Genomic DNA, 17,574 nt, shown 5'->3' on the forward strand with positions numbered 1-17,574 from the left:
AGAGTTTAAACCACGGCCCATGTTGAAGCTCGACCGATACCTATTGGGCGATTTCGTCCAGAGTTTCCTGGCCACCCTGATCGTCCTGCTGGTTGTCAGCGTGGGCGGTGTACTGGTGGATATCCTCGGCAACATCGCCGATGGCCGCCTGCCGGCCCGCCTGCTGTTTTCCCAGCTGGGCCTGCAGTTCATCGTCTACATGCCGCTGATCCTGCCGCTTGCGCTGATGCTGGGCCTGCTGCTGGCGGTGGCCCGGCTGTACCGCGATTCGGAGATGGCTGTCATCACCGCCATCGGCGTCGGCCCGCCGCGGCTGCTGAAGCCCCTGCTGATGCTGGTGCTGCCGGTGGTGGGCATCATCGGCGCCTGTTCGTTGTGGCTGGGCCCCTGGGCCGACCGTACCGGCGAGCAGATGATCGATGACGCCAACCGCAGCGTGCTGATGGCCGGGCTGGAGGCGGGCCGCTTCACCAACCTGTCCAACGGCGGGGTGGTGTACCTGTCCTCGATCTCGCCCGACGGCACCACGCTGGGGCGGGTGTTCATCAACCGCGCCCGTGAGGGCCGGGTTGAAGTCGTGTCGGCCGCGAGTGGTCGGCTGTACTTCGAAGGCAAGGAGCGGCGCTACCTGCAGCTGAACGACGGTCATCAGATCGAGGGGCCCGCCGACGGAGGCAAGGGATACCGGCTGGCTACGTTCGCCCGCAACGACGTGGCCATGCCCGATGGCGCGCAGACCCGCCAGTCGAATGATCCCGAACTGTTGCCGACCAGCCAGCTGATCGGCGATGAGCGGCCGGCCGCCAAGGCCCAGCTGCACTCGCGCATTGCCCCGCCGCTGATCGCGCTGGCGTTCGCGCTGATGACCGTGCCGCTGGCCCGCAGCTCACCGCGGCAGCAGCGCTACGGCCGGATGATGCTGGCGTTCCTGGCCTACATGGTGGGCATGAACCTGATGTTCATCGGCACCGGCTGGATAGCCGATGGCAAGATTCCCAATGGGCTTGGCCTGTGGTGGCTGACCCTGCCGCTGCTGGCGCTGGCGATCTGGATGTACCTGCGTGACGGACGCCTGTCACGCCCGAAGAGAGTGTCCGCATGATCCCGCGCCCGATGCGTTTCGATTATTACCTGGGGCGTGCGGTGTTCGGCACCGTGCTGCTTACCTGGGCGGTGCTGATAGGGCTGGACGTGGTGATGGCGTTCTCCGGCGAGTTCAAGGACGTCGGCAAGAACGGCTACACCCTGGGCCATGCCGCCGCGTGGGTGCTGTATACCGTGCCGCGGCGCGCCTATACGTTCTTCCCGACCGCTGCGGTGATCGGCTCGCTGATGGGGCTGGGCCAGCTGGCCGCCACGTCCGAGTTGACCGCTCTACGGGCGCTCGGCCTGTCGCGTCGTCGTCTCAGCCTGTCGGTCGCGGTGGCCTTGTCGCTGCTCACCGGTGCGATGGTGCTCAGTGGCGAGACGCTGGCACCGTGGGCGCAGGAGCGTGCGGACAACATCCGCCTGAGTACCAAGCGTGGCGGTGACATGTCGGTTGCCCGCTACGCCGGCGTCTGGGCGCGGGAGGGCGACACGTTCCTCAACGCGCAGGGCGGCGAGGAGCAACTGGTCGAGGGCGGTGGCACGCGGTTGGTGCTGCACGACGTCCGTATGTACCGCATCGGTCCGCAAGGCGAGATCGTGTCGCTGACCCATGCGGCCACGGCCGAGCATGATGCCTCCGGTTGGGTACTGACCCAGGTACGCCGCGATGTCTTCGGTGATCGATCATTGCAGCGCGAAGAAGTGCCGCGGGAGAAGTGGGATTCGCAGTTGGATGCCGCCGCACTGGCGACCGGCATTTCGCGTCCGCGCAACCTGCGCGCGGCCGACCTGCGTACCAGCATCGAGTACCGGGAACGCAACGGGCTGGATGCGCGGGATTACGAGGATGTGTACTGGAGCCGCTGGTTCTATCCGGTGAACGTGCTGGCGCTGTGTCTGGCCGCTGTACCGTTTGCGTTCGGTTCGCTGCGCAGCGGTGGCATGGGCAAGCGGTTGTTCCTGGGGATCCTGTTCGCTTTGGGTTTCTGGCTGCTGCAGCTGTTCTTCGGCCGCATGGCCGGCGCGCTGAAGTTTGATTACCGGGTGGCCTACGCGTTGCCACCGATCCTGATGCTGGGTATTTCCGCGATGCTGTTCCGGCGCAAGTCGGGTTGAGGTTGGGTTTTACCGGGCTGCGCCCGGTACCTGCCGAAGCAACTGCAACTGCAACGGCAACAGCAACAGCTGCGCGGCTGCTTGTTGGCGGGGCGGGGTAGGTTGGCGGGGGACGGCAAGGGCTGCATCCATGCGGGCCTCGTTTCGCGCCATCCATGGCGCTCAACGCCCCCGCCAACCCACCCCGCCCCACCTTCGACAGGTCCATGGTGGTCATGGAGTCGTCGCGCATGCGGACATCGGTAGCGCCGACCCACGGTCGGCGAGCGCAGCGGGCCGTTGGCGGGAACATTCCGCCGAGCACGGCTCGGCGCTACAGATGGCGATAACCCGTCGGGTGGAGGGAGCCCCTGAGTCAGGGGCGGCCGCGAAGCGGCGGGGTGTGGGTGCTGGTGAGACGGGGCCCACGGTTTGCGAAGCAAAGTGTGGGAGCGACAGCGCGAATGCGATGGCGTGGACCCGTGCCATGGATGGCGCGAAACGAGGCACGCAGGAGCAGCTTTTGCCGTCCCCCGACCAGCCTCACCGCCCGGCCCCAAGCACGTAGCCTTGAAGCAGCCCACCGCGAGGGGGTCTCACCCGTTCGACCCACTACCGCCCTGCGCCAGCGCCATGAAATTCGCCTCCATCGGCAGACGCGGGGCGGGGCACAGTCCCGCCGGGCCGCCCGCATCGCGGGCCATCCAGTCGTTCACGACGCCACCCAGCAGGTCGATGCGCATCGGCAGGGTGATGTGGTCTTCGCCGCGCATCTCGATGTAATGCGCCCGTGGACTGGCCTGCGCCAAGCGACGGCCCTGGCTGACCGGGATGTGCTGGTCGTCGTCACCGTGCAGCAGCAATACACAGGCTTGGCTGCGGGCTACCGCGCGGCTGACATCCACGCGGTCCAGGTTCACGCCCAATCGGCGGTTGGCGGCAGCGATCACCTCGTCCATGTTCTGGTCGGCATAACGCCAGCGTGCGTAGGCGGCCACCGCCTGTGCCTGCCACCCCGTCGGCTGGCTCGCCAGCAGGTGCGGGATCATGCTGCGGATGGCATCCCCGGCGTTGGCGAAGGACTCCATGGCCACCACGCCCTGCACCTCGGAGCCGAGCTTTTCTGCGGTAAACAGCGCGGTCGCCGCGCCGTAGGACACGCCGAACAGGTACAGCGGGCCCTGCACCTCGCCGCTGGCGCGCAGGGCGTGGATCACATCGACCACTTCGTCTGATTCGACGGTCCCGTAGCCCGCCGGTCCATTGCCCGAGTGACCGTGGTTACGCAGGTCGATGGTCACCACCCGATAGCCGGACTGCGCCAGCTGCAACGACCACGGCAGCATGGCATCGCCGCTCATCATCCAGCCATGCAGCAGCACGACGGTGCCGCGCGGCGGCTGTGCTTGGAAGCGGCCCGTGGGCGCAAGGCGCAGGTCCATGTCCATTGGCTGGCCCCCTTCGTGGCGGGGGCGTGCATACCGGTAGTGCAGGCCGTAATCGCCCGCATCGAAGGCGCGCCAGAAGATCGGCACACCGGCGCGGCTGGTGACCTTGCCGCTGCGGTTGGGCAGGGTGGCGATGGTGGCGGCGATGTGGGCCTGGTCAAGCAGCGGCGAGGCGCCGCCCGGCGATACCAGGCGCTCGCTGAGCGAGGTGGAAGAGGAGGGGGAGCAGGCGGCCAGCCACAGGCACGCGCAGGCCAGCAGCAGCCGCATCATGGTCGGGTTCGTCAGGAAGTTGGCCGCGCAGGCTACCGGCGCAGGGCGCGCTCGATCTACCGTGGTTCGATGACGTGTTGATGACAGTGCGGCATCGGTTCAGACACGCGCCGTCGGAGAGGCGTCAGCGGCGATCGGGGCGGGGCAAGCGGGCAAGACGGGTGCCGCTGGCGCGGTCGTGCCACGCCAGACGGTCACGGTCGACCAGCGCCCACCAGAAGCCCAGGCCGGCGGCCAGCAGAGACAGCGTGCCCACGCTGTAGCGCAGCCAAGCGGCACGCCGGGTGGGGCGACTGCCGTCGGCCATCACCACCGTGAGCCGCCACGGACGCATCCCCAGCGTCTGCCCGCCCCTGCGCCAGCTGCCGCTGGCATACAGACCGGTCAGGACCCAGCAGCACGCCCACAACGCCCACTGCCAACTGCTGAACGGTGCGATGTTATCGCGCGCGGTGTGGCCCATCACGGTGTAGGCGATCACGAACACCGAACCCGCCAGCATCCACAGCGCCAATGCGGGAAACAGGTCGTACAGCAACGACAGCAGGCGCCAACCCAGCAGCGAGGCGGGTCGGGGCGATACGGCGGCGGGTGCATCATGCAGTCCAGGCATGCGCCGAAGCATACGCAATGCTGGTGGCGCATGCTGCGTGCCGCGTATGCTCGCCGCATGTCCGTTGCCACCACGCCCGCAGAACGCCGCCAACTGGTACAGGCACTGCCCGAACTCGATGCCGCCGATGCCGCGGCGATCACCCGCTTCCTGGATGCCGCATGGGCCGAACACGGCTTGGCCCGCGCCAGCGTCGACAGCTACCGGCGTGACCTTGAGGGGCTGGCGCGATGGCGGGTCGGTCGTGCAGGCAGCCTGGCGACCGCCGATCGCGCTGGGCTGTTCGACTATCTAGCTTGGCGTACGCGTCATGGCTGGTCACCGCGCAGCAACGCCCGCCTGCTTTCCGCACTGCGTGCCTTCTTCGCCGATGCGGTGCGCCGGGGGCTGCGCAGTGACGATCCCACCGCGCTGCTGGATCCGCCGAAGCTGCCGCGCCTGTTGCCCAAGGCGCTGGCGGAAAGCCAGATCGAGGCGCTGCTGGCTGCGCCGGACGTGGAGGACACGCGCGGTCTGCGTGACCGCGCCATGCTGGAACTGATGTATGCCGCCGGCCTGCGCGTGAGCGAACTGGTGGGCCTGCCGGCGGTGGCGGTGAACCTGCGACAAGGCGTGCTGCGTGTCACCGGCAAGGGCAGCAAAGAGCGTCTGGTGCCACTGGGCGAAGAGTCACAGCATTGGCTGGAACGTTATCTCAAAGAGGCGCGACCCCAGTTGGCCAACACGCGTGCGGTGCCGGCCGATGACAGCGGCCAGGTCCCGCTGTTCATCGAGCCCAGCCTGCGGCCGCTGAGCCGCCAGGCCTTCTGGCATCTGGTGAAGCGGTACGCGGCGGTGGCCGGTATCGATACGGCACGCATCAGCCCGCATGGCCTGCGCCACAGCTTCGCCACCCATCTGCTCAACCATGGCGCTGATCTGCGCGCTTTGCAGATGCTGCTTGGCCACAGTTCGCTGTCGACCACGCAGATCTACACGCTGGTGGCACGCGAGCACCTGCAGAAGCTGCACGCGAAACACCATCCACGCGGTTAAAGGGAGGCGGGGCGGTCATCGTCATCGCCATCGGACCACTGGTCTGAATCGCCGGTAGCCGGGTTCAACGGCTCTGTGCCCCGACGGAGATGATCGGGGGCCGGCGATCCATATCCGGAATCTTCGGAGCGTAGCAGCTGGGCCTGCGACCCGGCAGCCGCCAGAGCCGCAGGGGCGACGCCGCGCTCGACGAGCACGCTGTCTATCGCTTCGCTTTCCAGGCTGTCCGCGAAGGTGTCCAGCACAGAGGGCGTTGCCTGCCAACCGGAATGGGGTGATTTGTGGGGGTGGGCGCGGATGAACTCGACCAGCTCGAAGGTGCGCAGGCAGCGGGTCTGCGCAGGGGAGGGGTCCGCCGTGCCCGGATCGATCGCCTCGTCCCGCGCGCTGAGGAATGCGGCCCGGAACTCGCCGAAGTTCGGCCATGCTCGCTGCCAGAACGCGGTGGCGATCCACGTCCATGAGGCTGGGACGATGTGGTCACTGCCTTCCCGCTCCCCCATCGACCCATTGATGCTCGGTGTCGGTGTCGGTGTCGGGGCTCTCGCATCACCCGCGGGCGGGGGTCCGAAGCGGCTCAGGATGATGGACAACGCAGCGGTCTGTGCATCGGCCGACGCGGGCTGGCGTCCGGCAATGTACGCGAGGATGTCCTTCGTCGCCTCTCGCGCTTTCTGCTCGCGTATGTCTTGTTCGGCATTCACCTCGCTGGCCTCGTTCCGCGCCTGTGCGTTCACTTGCCTGCGTAGCGCCGTCTCATCGAGATGGCCTGCCCAGAAGGCATTCGCCAACTGTTGGCGCGCCTCTCTGCGCAGATTGGTTGGATCCAGCATGGCGGTCAGCTGTTGTTTGACTGCGGGGTCGACGAATGCATCGGCCTGCAGCGTGCACTGGGTGCGGATCAGTACGCCGCGGAAGGCCGTGACGGTCTCCACCGGTTGGGATGCGATCGACGTGCTGCGATGGTCAACGGGATGGGTTGCCTCATCGAGCATCACTTTGTAGGGAGCCAGCTGCCGGGCTTTGTTCTCGAACTGGTCAAGCGTCATGCGACCCGATCTGACGCGGTCGGCCAAGCGCGTCTCGCGATTATTGATACTGCGCAATGCTGCAGTGAGGCGGGCATCTGAATATTCCTTGCGGACAAGTCGTACTTTCGCACTGAGCTGGTTGAGGACACTTGCCCGGAACATCAGGCCGAGCTGGGAAACGATGTGCATGTCGGGCTCCCCCACGTTGCGCGTTCAACTGGACGTTGCGGTTACGGATGCATGATTGCTTCCATCAATCGCTCAAGGCCAGCAGACTGTCGTTTCCTGCCGCGGCGTTACGGTGATGCGCCTGCTCAGGGCGCCTGTGCGAGAATCGGGATCCTACTTATCCTGCGGGCCTTTCGATGTTCCGAGTCCTTACTGCCGTCCTGCTCGGCACGCTCAGCCTGTCTGCCTGTGCGCAGCCTGCCGCACCTGCCGCCAGCAAGCCCGTTGCGACATCAGCCGCCGCGCCGGCGCGGGGGGGCGCGGAGCAGAACGTGCGCGCTGCCTTGGTCCAGCTGGACCCCAACTTCAAGCCCGATTATGTCGGCGCTGCGCCGTTCCCCGGCTTCCGCGAAGTCGTCGTGTCCGGCCAGGTGATGTATGTGTCCGATGACGGCAAGTATCTGATGCAGTCGCAGCCGTACGACATCCAGGCCAAGGCGTTGGTCAACAGTGAAGGCTTGCTGGCCTATCGCCGTGGCTTGCTGGAGAAGGCCAACCACGGTGACCGGATCGTGTTTGCTGCGCCCAATGCCAAGCACACCATCACCGTGTTTACGGATATCGAGTGCGGTTACTGCCGCAAGCTGCACCAGGATATCGCCGAGCTCAACCGCAACGGCATCACCGTGGAATACCTTGCCTTCCCGCGGATGGGGCTGGGCAGCAAGGATTACACCGACATGATCTCGGTCTGGTGCGCGAGCGATCGCCGCAAGGCGTTGACCGACGCCAAACAGGGCAAGCCGGTGACGGCGAAGAACTGCACCAATCCGGTGGCGATGCAGTACGCGCTGGGTCAGCAACTGGGCGTCAACGGCACGCCGGCGATCTTTGCCGCCGACGGTTCGCAGTTGGGTGGCTACCTGCCCCCGGCACAGCTGAAGGCTGCGCTGGATCGCCGCGCGCGCTGACTTCGCGCGTACGCGGGCGCGCCGCCGGGAATCGATCATCAGTCCAGCCGACTGAAGTCGGCTCTACCGTCGGCTCTACCGGGGATGTGGGTGCAGTGGTAGCGCCGAGCCGTGCTCGGCGGAATGTCTGCGGCGCGCGGTACATAAGGCAGCCGACTGAAGTCGGCTCTACCCCCGAAGCAACCCGAAGCGACGCGACCGACGGGAACGCTCCCCGGCATTGGCCGGGGAGCGCTGATGCTCGTTACTTCAGGCCATCACTGATGCTGCGCGACAAGGTGCCCTGCGCATCGTCGCCGCTGAACTCCCAGAAGAATGCGCCGCCCAGTCCCTGGGCTTTGACATAGGTCATCTTGCGGGTCACGTTGGCCGGGGTGTCATAGCTCCACAACGTGCTGCCGTTGTATGCCCAGGTGGCGCCTGCTGCGGTGTCGGTGTAGGTCGGCCAGCCGAGGTTCTTGAGCACCTTCCAGTCTTCGATGCCGGCCTCGTAGGTGCCCGCCGCTGCCCCGGATGCGGTCTGGTACATGCCGTTGTTGCCGCCACCTACGCCGTTCCAGCCACGACCGTAGAAGCCGATGCCCAGATTGAGCTTGGAGGCGGGCACACCGCGGGCCAGGAACGCTTCGATGGCGTCATTGCTGTTGTACTGCAGCTGGTCGCCGGTGGACGGATCAGCAGCGGCATTGAACAGCGCGGAGTGATGGTTGGTCCGTGGGTCCCACGCGCCGTGGAAGTCGTAGGTCATCACGTTGATGTAGTCCAGGTACGGGTGGTACGCCGCCGGATTGGTGACGCGGATCTTGTCGATACCGGCGCCGACCGCCACCGTCAACAGCAGGCCAGGTCGCACCGCATCCAGCTGGCGGCGGAATTCGGCCAGCAGTGCGGTGAAGTTGGCGTTGTCCTCCGGCGTGCCGCAGGCGATGCCACAGGCCACCGGGTATTCCCAGTCGATGTCGATGCCATCGAACACCCCCAGCGCGGCGCCGGCACCGCCCGCCCCGTCGGTAACGGGAAGGTTGCCGCGGATGTAGGCATCGATGCACGAGGCCACGAAGGCTTGGCGGTTTTCCGGGCGCGCGGCGCTGGAGAAGCCGCGTGACCAGGTCCAGCCGCCGAGCGAGATCAGCGCTTTCAGGCCCGGATGCTTGGCTTTGAGCTGCTTGAGCTGGTTCCAGTTGCCGCGCAGCGGCTGGTCCCACGTGTCGGCGCTGCCACTGACACTCTCACCAGCCGCGAAGGCCTTGCTGTAATCGGCAAAGGCGTCACCCCCGGCGCCCGTGTTGGCATCGGACGGCTGGGTGACACCCACTTCGCAGCGGTTGTTGCGCACATTGCCGAACGCATAGTTGATGTGGGTCAGGCCCGCGGCCGATCCACTGGCGTCGATGTTCTTGACCCGGTAATTGCGGCCATAGATACCCCACTGGGTGAAGTAGCCGATGACCCGCTTGCCTGCACCGCCGCCGCTGCCGGCAAGGGTGGTGGCACTGACGGTACTGCCCTGGGCCGACGCATTGCCGGCGTTGTCACGCGCCCGCACGCGGTAGCTGTAGGCGGTGGAAGGCAGCAGTCCGCCGTCGACATAGGACGGGCTGGAGGGCGAGCCCACCAGGGCGCCATTGCGATACACGTCGTAGCCCGCCACGCCACTGCCGCCGCTGTTGTCGCTGGCGGCGGTCCAGCTCAGGGCCACGCTGTTGGCGGTGCGGGTGCCTACCGACAGCCCGCCGGGCACGCTGGGTGCGGTGGTGTCACCACTGGCGGCGTTGACGGTGATGGTGATCGTGGCGGTGCTGGCCGTGGCGTTGCCGCTGTCGGTGGCCACCGCGCGCAGGGTGTGGCTGCCGGCGCTGGCGTTGGTCCAACTGGCGCTGTAGGGCGCGCTGGTGTCGATGCCCAGCGAGGTACCGCCGCGGAAGAACTCGACCTTGCTGATGCTGCCGTCGGCATCGCTGGCATTGGCGGTGACCGACACCGTGCTGCCAGCGCTGAAGAGGGCGCCGTTGGACGGCGAGGTCAGGCTGACCACGGGGGGCTGGTTGCTGCCACTGCCGGTACAGGCGCCCAGGTTGGTGTAATACGGCGCCCCGGCCGGATGATCGGGCGGTGCGTTCCAGATGTCCTGTCTGGCCTGATACAGCACGCCGTTCTTCTGCAGGGTGTCACCGGTGCGGTAGATCTTCGCCTGGTCCCATTGGCCGACGCCGGTGCAGTTGGCGGCCTGTGCCAAGGCGGGCAGGCTGCCGCCGATGGCCAACGCCAGCAGCCAGGCAGGACGGTGGTGGAACGGGCGGGCGGGACGAGCGGCACTGCGTGCAATCGGGTCATGCATGATGGGTCTCCGATCGAATCAGGGTGTCGCGCGGGCCCCGATGGCGCCGCGCGTGACGCAGGTCCGGGCGCCACCGGACAGGCAGCGGAGGGGCGGACACACCGCGACGCAGTCAGTTGGCGTGCGGTGGAGACAACGTTGTCATCGATCGCGGCGATAAACTGTGAGCCAGTGCGCTATTTGCGTCAGCTATGTGACTAGTGCTGAACCGGTCACATAGCAGCGCCTGGTCGTGTCTCAGGCGCGGGGAATGGCGCTCCCTGCCTCGGGTGCGCGCTCGGATTTCACCGCCCGGGGAATGACGCTGTCGGTCCAGTACGCTTCGATCTCAGCGCGGATTGCCGCCAGATGCCCCTTACGCAGTTCCTGGGCGCGGACCGTTTCCACGATCGCAGTGTGGAACTCTTTCTCGACCGCAGAGCGTATCCGCGCTTGTGCGGCAGGCAGGCTTTCGCCTTTCTTTGGCGTTTCCAGTGCCTCGTCAATCTGTGCGATGTAGGTCGTAATGGTCGTTTCATGTAGTGCGTTGATGTTCTCTTGCCGCGCCTTCAGAGCGTTTGTGTTCGTCGCCTGATAGCCAGCGAACGCGGTGTCGAGCTCCTGCCGCACTTTTTCCGCCCGCGCAGACCCAGGCCACAGACCGTCCGGCCCAAGGCGCAGGTTGGATAGGATCTGGGCGCTGTGATGGTGATGCCGCTCCTCAAGGACAGCAGGCCGGTAGACGTCTTCGCTGACCAGCCGGTCCATGGCGTCGCGATAGGCATCCAGCGCGGAGGAAGTGCACGCCGCGGTGAATTCCGGGGAGGGATCAACCGGCAGCACGTTCGCAGACAGGGTGGACTCGGTCGACGCCGAGGATGCTTCACGGGGCGGTGGCGGGATGTCTGAGACCTGGGGATCGCGCGGTGGCCCTGTGTCTGGCAACCTGCCTTCCTGTGCACCTGCAACCTGCAGCAGCTCGGGCGTGTTCCATATGTGGTCGGCCAGGGCCAGGCGCATCCCATGGTTGGATCCGGCTACGTCGCTGGCCTTCAGCGCTCGTGATATGCAGCTGAAGAAGCAGTCGCCATCATCCGCCACCTGCTCGATGGCCTGTTCCTGGTCACGCCGGATCAGGCTGAAGTGACGTTCGTGCCGCAGCAGGATGATTTCGTCTTCGGCCGGCGCGGGCAACTCGGCGCCGCCGTTGCGGTGGCACAGCTCAGGCTCGCCCGGGCGGTACAGGTGGATGGCATCGTGGTCTGAATCCACGATGCGCAGCGCGCGCCCAGCGGGCCAGCTCCGCACATTGACGATCAACGGCAGCAGATCCCCAATGCCCTCGTTCCACACGCCCGATTGCTCAAGCAGGTGCAGCGTCAGGCCCGCTGCCAGGCAGGACTGGTCGCTCTCGCTGAGCACCTGCCCCTGCAACGTGCCGGTCCATGCTTCATCCCGCAATGCCCTCAATACATCGCTGGATGTGTCGGTCAGGCTGAGCTCGAACTGGTCCAGCAGATGCTGGAAGCGCGCTTGTCCGGACACCGGCACCGTCGACGGCAGCATCTGCGGTAGCGTCGGGAGGAGACCATGCGCGTGACGGTGCGGCACCGTGTTGCCGACGCCCTTGAGCGACAGGCTCTGCGGTCGGCCCGGCGGATCCACCCAGTTAACCCGCTTGCTGGCGGCTCGTGTGGCGTGCCCGATTTGGGAAAGAGAGGCGGCAGTGGCATGCATGAGAGTTCCAGCAGGGAAGGAGGGCGAGGGTGGGATGCGGGCGTGGGCGCTCAGCTGCGGCCGCGCAGACCGTCAAGGGCGCGCTTGATCGCGTACAGATGCAGTTCTGCCCTCTGCGGCCGGGTGGGATGGAAGCGGGCCGGGCAGGCGTCGATCGCCCGATCAGAGCGTGCGGCTGACCGCTCTGGAAGCGTAGGGAACGTCATGGAAACCGCTCTGCCACTGCTGGCGGATCAACGCGATGCGGGTCAGCGCGGCCTCCCCTTCGGGTAGCGTGGACAGTGAAGGTGATGGCAGCGGTGCCGTGGCCGGGGCGGGATCCTGCTTGGGCGGGTCGGGTGCGGCAACGGCCGCGGTAGCCGCAACCGCAACCGAAACCACGCTGCGACTGAAGTTGGCGGCCGGTGGCGGTGTGGCGGTCGTGCGCACGGTGCGCGAGAAGTTGCAGAACGATGCCCGTGCGGCGGCAGCGCTGAACTGCCCGTTGCGCAGCGCCAGTCCGGTGAAGGCACAGCGCGTTGCGCTCACGCTGGCGGGCGGGCGCATCCATGCACCTGCCAGCGCACGGGTCGCGGCATGGGATGCCACGGCAAAAGCGGGCTTCGGCAAGCGGTCTGCCGCGCGGGACAGGCGGTTCATCACGGCCTGCGTAAGCGGTTGGTAGCCCGATCTGCCGGTGGCGGCATTTCGTACCTGGGAGGGCGTCAGGTGGGTCGACCGCTGCACGGCTTGCGCAGCGAGTGAGACGGAGCGTGCGGTGAAGGACGGGGAGGGATGGATCAGCATCGAGGTGTCTCACGGGAAGGATGAGGGGGTGCAGCGTGCCTGCTGCGTCTGACGTCGGCCGCCATGAATGGCGCAGCCGTCCTATCCGCGCAGGCGATCCAGTGCGCGCTTGATACCGAACGGATGGAACTCACTGCGTTGCGGCAACGTCGGATACTTATGCGGGGGATGGGGAATCATCTCGGACGGCTTGGGGATGCGGCCGCGCAGAAGATCCTCCAGGCGTGCCGGATCGGGCGACCTGCTGCGGTGGAGCGCCATCGTCTGCAGCAATACCGCGGACGGTTGCGGCATCGACACCGTTGGCCGTTGCTGGCTGGACGGCGAGGCCGCCGTCAGTTGCTCCGCCTCGCGCCCGTGCCAGAGCTTGCGCACGGCGCGCACTCTGTCCGCCGCCTGCAGCGTCTCCAGCGCCTCGGTGCTGCCTTGACGCGCTGCACCGTTGTCCTTCGCGGCCAGCCCCCGCTGCGTGGGATGCTGGCCTGTGTCGCGCAGCAACCAGTCGGCACGTACCGCCTGGATGCGATCCCATACCTGCTGGCACGCAGCCGCGTTGTGCGGGGCCGTTTTCGAGGGAGCTGGCGCCTGCGCAGCGGCCATCTGCGCCAGGCCCATCCGCAGCGGGGGGAGCACGGTCAGCGCGCCCGTCAGGGTGCCGTGGGGAAAAACCAGCGCTTCGGCGGGGAAGGGACGAGCGCCGTTGACGACAAGGGCGGGCAGCAGCGGTGACGTGAGCTGGGGGACGAGGCGTTTCTGCTGGGCGGCAACGACGACGGAGACGAGGTTGGCCAGTGAGAGGGCAGGCGCACTGACGTGGTTGGGTGGCATGGAGACGGCCTGGGACAGGAGACAGGCCGCAGGGTCGCCGGGTCTGCGACGGGCGACCGCCAGTTTTCGCGCATACCTTGCGAGTCCGGGCCGGCGGCCTGCTTCCGGTACACTATCGGGCCCGTTTCCAACCACGGTTCCCCGGACATGATGGTCCTCGAGGGCGCGCCCGCCCTGTCGGCGTTCCGCCGCGAACGTCTCGAATCCCGCCTGCAGTCCATTGCCGCCGATCTGCGCATCAGCGGTGCCTGGCATGTGTATTTCGTGCAGCCCGAAGGCCAGCAGCACGCCGATGCCGCCATCCTGCGGCGGATCCTGGAGGCTGGCGAACACGCTGAGCCGTTGGCCGCCGGTGCGACGCAGCGCTTCGTGGTGCCGCGCCTGGGCACGCTGTCGCCGTGGTCGAGCAAGGCGACCGAACTGGTGCGCGGTGCGGGCCAGCCGGTCAGCCGGGTCGAACGTGGCCTGCGCCTGGACCTGCTGGGCTGGCCTGCCGACCCGCAGGTCCAGCAGGCGCTGGTGAAGGCGCTGCACGATCCGATGACCCAGTCGGTGCTTGAGACCGTGGAGCAGGGGCAGGCACTGTTCAACGCGCTGCCGCGTGGCGAGCTGGAGCGGATCGCGCTGGAGGATCTGGACGGTGCCAACCAGCGCCTCGGCCTGGCGATGGCGCAGGACGAAATCGACTACCTGCGGGAGCGCTTCGCCCAGCTGGGACGCAAGCCCTCGGACGTGGAACTGATGATGTTCGCGCAGGCGAACTCCGAGCATTGTCGGCACAAGATCTTCAATGCCAGCTGGACCATCGATGGGCAGGACCAGGACCGGTCGTTGTTCAAGATGATCAAGAACACCCACCAGCAGACCCCGCAGCACACGCTCAGCGCCTACAGCGACAATGCGGCGGTGATCGAAGGGCACCCGGCGGCACGCTATCGCCCGGACCCGTCCACGGGCGAGTACCGCAGCGAAGCGGTGCTGCCGAGTGCGTTCCAGATCAAGGTGGAAACCCACAACCATCCCACCGCCATCGCGCCGTTCCCCGGTGCGGCAACCGGTGCCGGCGGCGAGATCCGCGACGAGGGGGCAACCGGACGCGGTGGCAAGCCCAAGGCAGGCCTGACCGGTTTCTCGGTCTCGCACCTGCGCATCCCGACGCTGCCGCAGCCCTGGGAAGCGCCGCGCGCGCTGAATCCGCGCATGTCGCCGGCACTGGACATCATGCTGGACGGCCCACTGGGCGGTGCGGCCTTCAACAACGAGTTCGGCCGTCCGAACCTGCTGGGCTACTTCCGCAGCTTCGAGCTTCCCGAAGGTGGCGCGCTGACCCGCGCGTATGACAAGCCGATCATGCTGGCCGGTGGTCTCGGTGCCATCGACCGCGTACAGGTGGACAAGCTGCCGCTGCAGGCCGGTGACGTGGTGATCGTGCTCGGCGGCCCGGCGATGCTGATCGGCCTGGGCGGTGGTGCCGCTTCGTCGGTGGCATCGGGCGAAAGCGCGGAAGACCTGGATTTCGCCAGCGTGCAGCGCGAGAACCCGGAGATGGAGCGCCGTTGCCAGGAAGTGATCGACCGCTGCGTCGGCATGGGGCTGGACAACCCGATCAAGTTCTTCCACGACGTCGGTGCGGGCGGCCTGTCCAACGCGATTCCGGAACTGCTGCACGATTCCGGCGTGGGCGGGGTGATCGATCTCGGCAAGGTGCCGACCGACGACCCGTCGCTGTCGCCGATGCAGTTGTGGTGCAACGAGTCCCAGGAGCGTTACGTGCTGGGTGTCGCACCGGAGCGTCTGGATGCGTTCGCCGCGCTGTGCGCGCGTGAGCGCTGCCCGTTCGCCGCGGTGGGCATTGCGACGACGGAAGAGCACCTGGTGGTGGCGTACGGCGCCGTGCCGGGCCACATCCCCGCCGATGCCCCGATCGACCTGCCGATGGACGTGCTGTTCGGCAAGCCGCCGAAGATGCACCGTGACGCGAGCCACCCGCCTGCCCCGCGCTGGCCTGCGCTGAAGACCGGCGGGCTGGACCTGCACGAAGCCGGCCTTCGCGTACTGGCCCACCCGACCGTCGCCTCGAAGAACTTCCTGATCACCATCGGTGACCGCAGCGTCGGTGGCCTCACCGCGCGCGAGCAGATGATCGGCCCGTGGCAGGTGCCGGTTGCGGACGTGGCCATCACCCTGGGCGATTTCGACGGCGTGGTCGGCGAGGCGATGTCGCTGGGCGAGCGCACGCCGCTGGCCCTGCTTGATGCGGCCGCTTCGGCGCGCATGGCGGTCGGCGAGGCGATCACCAACCTGTGCGCCGCGCCGGTGGATGCGCTGGACGAAGTGAAGCTGTCGGCGAACTGGATGGCGGCTGCCGGCCACGCCGGTGAAGACGCCCTGCTGTACGACGCGGTCAAGGCCGTGGGCATGGAACTGTGCCCGCAGCTGGATATCAGCATCCCGGTGGGCAAGGATTCGCTGTCGATGCAGGCGCAGTGGCACGATGGCGGCCAGGCACACAAGAGCGTATCGCCGGTTTCGCTGGTGATCACCGCGTTTGCCCCGGTGGCAGACGTGCGCCAGCAGCTCACTCCGCTGCTGCAGCGCGACGTGGACAGCGAGCTGTGGTTGATCGGCCTGGGGGCCGGTAAGCAGCGCATGGGCGGTTCGATCCTGGCCCAGGTGCATGCCGACCACAGTGGCCTGCCTGCCTTCGGTGGCACCGCGCCGGATCTGGATGATCCGCAGCGCCTGCGCGCGTTCTTCGAACTGATCCGCGATGCACGCCAGGCCGGCGTGCTGCTGGCGTACCACGATCGCAGCGATGGCGGCGCATTTGCCGCACTGTGCGAGATGGCGTTCGCTTCGCGCCTGGGGCTGGACATCCTGCTCGATGCCTGGGGCGATGATCCGTTCCGCAGCCTGTTCAACGAAGAATTGGGCGCGGTGGTGCAGGTGGCACGCGAGGACCGCGCCGCCTTCGCTGACCTGGTCGAGCGCCATGCGCTGACCGAATGCGCGCAGCGCATCGCCCGCCCGACCACGGCACCGGTGGTGCGGGTGACCCTGCACGGTGAAAGCCTGGTCGAGTGGCGCTGGGAAGCGCTGTTCGATGCCTGGTGGTCGGTGACCCATGCCATGCAGAAGCTGCGTGACAACCCGGAAAATGCCGATCAGGAACACCAGGTGGCGCGGGCCTTCAGCGCCCCGGGCCTGAAGCCGAAACTGTCGTTCGACCTCAACGAGGATATCGGTGCCCCGTACGTGCAGACCGGTGCCCGGCCGACCGTGGCGATCCTGCGCGAGCAGGGCGTCAACGGCCAGATTGAAATGGCGAACGCGTTCGAACGGGCCGGTTTCCGCGCGTTCGATGTGCACATGAGCGACCTGATTGAGGGTCGGGTCGCGCTGCAGGACTTCCGTGGCCTGGTGGCATGCGGTGGTTTCAGTTACGGCGACGTGCTGGGTGCGGGCCGTGGCTGGGCGACCTCGATCCTGGAGCGTGATGCGCTGCGCGATGCGTTCGCCGCCTTCTTCGCGCGCGAGGACAGCTTCTCGCTGGGTGTGTGCAATGGCTGCCAGATGATCAGCCAGCTGAAGGCGATCATCCCCGGTGCCGAGCACTGGCCGCAGTTCCGCCGCAATGCCAGCGAGCAGTTCGAGGCACGGACGTCGCTGCTGGAGGTCGTGGAGTCGCCGTCCATCCTGCTGCGCGACATGGCCGGTTCACGCCTGCCGGTGGCGGTGGCGCATGGCGAAGGACGCGCAGTGTTCGACAATGCCGTGGATCAGGCGGCGGCGCGGGTGGCGCTGCGGTTCATCGACGGCGATGGCAAGGTGGCCAGCCAGTATCCGCTCAATCCCAACGGCTCGCCGGACGGCATGACCGGGCTGACGACCACCGACGGCCGGGTCACTATCATGATGCCGCACCCGGAGCGCACCGCGCGCGCACTCAACCTGAGCTGGGCCCCGCCCGAGTGGCAGGGGGACTCGCCGTGGATGCGGATGTTCCGCAACGCACGCGCATGGTGCGGATGAACGCAATTCAGTGATGCGTAGCGCCAATCCGCCGCCGTATTGAGAGCCCGCCGGGAAACCGGCGGGTTTTTTCTTGCCCACGTGAATCGCAGACGATACGCGCACATTTGCGGGTGAATACGCGTCGACCACGTGCGTTACATGGTCGTTA

The 17,574-nt window shown here is 67.1% G+C and carries 12 protein-coding genes; 5 read left to right on the top strand and 7 right to left on the bottom strand.

Features of this window, described 5'->3' with window-relative positions; all coding sequences use genetic code 11:
- Positions 1 to 19 precede the first annotated feature (19 nt).
- Both lptF and lptG read left to right on the top strand, forming a co-directional pair.
- The gene (lptF, locus tag ICJ04_RS02670) at positions 20 to 1,102 is read left to right on the top strand and encodes an LPS export ABC transporter permease LptF (protein WP_188326022.1); all 1,083 of its coding nucleotides are present in this window, start codon (positions 20 to 22) and stop codon (positions 1,100 to 1,102) included.
- Positions 1,099 to 2,205, top strand: coding sequence for an LPS export ABC transporter permease LptG (lptG, locus tag ICJ04_RS02675; protein ID WP_188326023.1), 1,107 nt, complete (start codon positions 1,099 to 1,101; stop codon positions 2,203 to 2,205). Before lptF ends, lptG begins: the two co-directional genes overlap by 4 nt.
- Positions 2,206 to 2,780: 575 nt before the next feature.
- Here the strand turns inward: lptG and ICJ04_RS02680 are convergent.
- Together ICJ04_RS02680 and ICJ04_RS02685 are read right to left on the bottom strand one after the other, a co-directional pair.
- Positions 2,781 to 3,905, bottom strand: coding sequence for an alpha/beta fold hydrolase (locus ICJ04_RS02680; RefSeq protein WP_188326024.1), 1,125 nt, complete (start codon positions 3,903 to 3,905; stop codon positions 2,781 to 2,783).
- A 124-nt stretch (positions 3,906 to 4,029) separates the two neighbouring features.
- Positions 4,030 to 4,518: an RDD family protein gene (locus ICJ04_RS02685; RefSeq protein WP_188326025.1), complete on the bottom strand. Its 489-nt coding sequence runs from the start codon at positions 4,516 to 4,518 to the stop codon at positions 4,030 to 4,032.
- 57 nt (positions 4,519 to 4,575) lie between these two features.
- Here ICJ04_RS02685 and xerD point away from each other — a divergent pair, with 57 nt between their 5' ends.
- Positions 4,576 to 5,553: a site-specific tyrosine recombinase XerD gene (xerD, locus tag ICJ04_RS02690; protein ID WP_188326026.1), complete on the top strand. Its 978-nt coding sequence runs from the start codon at positions 4,576 to 4,578 to the stop codon at positions 5,551 to 5,553.
- On the opposite strand, the gene ICJ04_RS02695 is transcribed toward xerD, so the two are convergent.
- A complete protein-coding gene (locus ICJ04_RS02695; RefSeq protein ID WP_188326027.1) occupies positions 5,550 to 6,773 on the bottom strand; it encodes a hypothetical protein in 1,224 nt (407 codons plus the stop codon). The two genes, xerD and ICJ04_RS02695, sit on opposite strands and share 4 nt — an antisense overlap.
- A 176-nt stretch (positions 6,774 to 6,949) precedes the next feature.
- Between ICJ04_RS02695 and ICJ04_RS02700 the strand changes: the two genes are divergently transcribed.
- Complete coding sequence (locus ICJ04_RS02700; RefSeq protein WP_188326028.1) at positions 6,950 to 7,723, top strand: thioredoxin fold domain-containing protein; 774 nt, start codon at positions 6,950 to 6,952, stop codon at positions 7,721 to 7,723.
- Positions 7,724 to 7,967: 244 nt separating this feature from the next.
- On the opposite strand, the gene ICJ04_RS18225 is transcribed toward ICJ04_RS02700, so the two are convergent.
- From ICJ04_RS18225 to ICJ04_RS02725, 4 genes are all read right to left on the bottom strand, one after another.
- The gene (locus ICJ04_RS18225) at positions 7,968 to 10,061 is read right to left on the bottom strand and encodes a glycosyl hydrolase family 18 protein (RefSeq protein ID WP_223202972.1); all 2,094 of its coding nucleotides are present in this window, start codon (positions 10,059 to 10,061) and stop codon (positions 7,968 to 7,970) included.
- 237 nt (positions 10,062 to 10,298) lie between these two features.
- Positions 10,299 to 11,474 (bottom strand): hypothetical protein, encoded by a 1,176-nt coding sequence (locus ICJ04_RS02715; RefSeq protein ID WP_223202973.1) that lies wholly within the window; start codon positions 11,472 to 11,474, stop codon positions 10,299 to 10,301.
- 465 nt (positions 11,475 to 11,939) lie between these two features.
- The gene (locus ICJ04_RS02720) at positions 11,940 to 12,416 is read right to left on the bottom strand and encodes a hypothetical protein (protein ID WP_188326030.1); all 477 of its coding nucleotides are present in this window, start codon (positions 12,414 to 12,416) and stop codon (positions 11,940 to 11,942) included.
- A 228-nt stretch (positions 12,417 to 12,644) separates the two neighbouring features.
- Positions 12,645 to 13,391, bottom strand: a complete 747-nt coding sequence (locus tag ICJ04_RS02725) for a hypothetical protein (protein WP_188326031.1) — start codon at positions 13,389 to 13,391, stop codon at positions 12,645 to 12,647.
- 147 nt (positions 13,392 to 13,538) lie between these two features.
- Between ICJ04_RS02725 and purL the strand changes: the two genes are divergently transcribed.
- Complete coding sequence (gene purL / locus ICJ04_RS02730; protein WP_188326032.1) at positions 13,539 to 17,423, top strand: phosphoribosylformylglycinamidine synthase; 3,885 nt, start codon at positions 13,539 to 13,541, stop codon at positions 17,421 to 17,423.
- Positions 17,424 to 17,574 lie beyond the last annotated feature (151 nt).

The organism is Stenotrophomonas sp. 169 (assembly GCF_014621775.1).
Classification (GTDB): domain Bacteria; phylum Pseudomonadota; class Gammaproteobacteria; order Xanthomonadales; family Xanthomonadaceae; genus Stenotrophomonas.

What these genes read in the sequence shown, in the direction of transcription:
- lptF (WP_188326022.1), top strand. Translation starts at nt 20, where the DNA reads ATGTTGAAGCTCGACCGATACCTATTGGGCGATTTCGTCCAGAGTTTC.
- lptG (WP_188326023.1), top strand. Translation starts at nt 1,099, where the DNA reads ATGATCCCGCGCCCGATGCGTTTCGATTATTACCTGGGGCGTGCGGTG.
- ICJ04_RS02680 (WP_188326024.1), bottom strand. Translation starts at nt 3,905, where the DNA reads ATGATGCGGCTGCTGCTGGCCTGCGCGTGCCTGTGGCTGGCCGCCTGC.
- ICJ04_RS02685 (WP_188326025.1), bottom strand. Translation starts at nt 4,518, where the DNA reads ATGCCTGGACTGCATGATGCACCCGCCGCCGTATCGCCCCGACCCGCC.
- xerD (WP_188326026.1), top strand. Translation starts at nt 4,576, where the DNA reads ATGTCCGTTGCCACCACGCCCGCAGAACGCCGCCAACTGGTACAGGCA.
- ICJ04_RS02695 (WP_188326027.1), bottom strand. Translation starts at nt 6,773, where the DNA reads ATGCACATCGTTTCCCAGCTCGGCCTGATGTTCCGGGCAAGTGTCCTC.
- ICJ04_RS02700 (WP_188326028.1), top strand. Translation starts at nt 6,950, where the DNA reads ATGTTCCGAGTCCTTACTGCCGTCCTGCTCGGCACGCTCAGCCTGTCT.
- ICJ04_RS18225 (WP_223202972.1), bottom strand. Translation starts at nt 10,061, where the DNA reads ATGCATGACCCGATTGCACGCAGTGCCGCTCGTCCCGCCCGCCCGTTC.
- ICJ04_RS02720 (WP_188326030.1), bottom strand. Translation starts at nt 12,416, where the DNA reads ATGAACCGCCTGTCCCGCGCGGCAGACCGCTTGCCGAAGCCCGCTTTT.
- ICJ04_RS02725 (WP_188326031.1), bottom strand. Translation starts at nt 13,391, where the DNA reads ATGCCACCCAACCACGTCAGTGCGCCTGCCCTCTCACTGGCCAACCTC.
- purL (WP_188326032.1), top strand. Translation starts at nt 13,539, where the DNA reads ATGATGGTCCTCGAGGGCGCGCCCGCCCTGTCGGCGTTCCGCCGCGAA.